Below are 218 nucleotides of genomic sequence, written 5' to 3'. Positions count from 1 at the left end.
CGCCTGCATCCATATAGCCGCCGCCGATTTCAACCACGTCGCCATCCATCATCACCATCGTGACGCCCAGCAGGTTGTTGGTGGTGACCCCGTATTTCAGGCAATGCGCCCCGCCTGAATTCATCGCGATATTGCCCGCGATGGCGCAGGCCAACTGGCTGGAAGGGTCTGGCGCGTAGAAGAAGCCATCCTCCTCTACCGCGCCGGTCACGCTGAGG

At 61.5% G+C, this 218-nt stretch carries 1 protein-coding gene; it reads right to left on the bottom strand.

What is annotated here, in order from left to right; translation table 11 throughout:
- Positions 1–218: FAD-binding protein (locus A3722_RS08165; RefSeq protein WP_150120454.1), on the bottom strand; the 218-nt coding region annotated here is incomplete at both ends.

It is taken from the genome of Sulfitobacter sp. HI0027 (genome assembly GCF_001634775.1).
Lineage (GTDB): Bacteria > Pseudomonadota > Alphaproteobacteria > Rhodobacterales > Rhodobacteraceae > Sulfitobacter.
The sequence above is the reverse complement of the archived record's forward strand: the minus strand, read 5'-3'. Positions and strand labels throughout refer to the sequence as shown.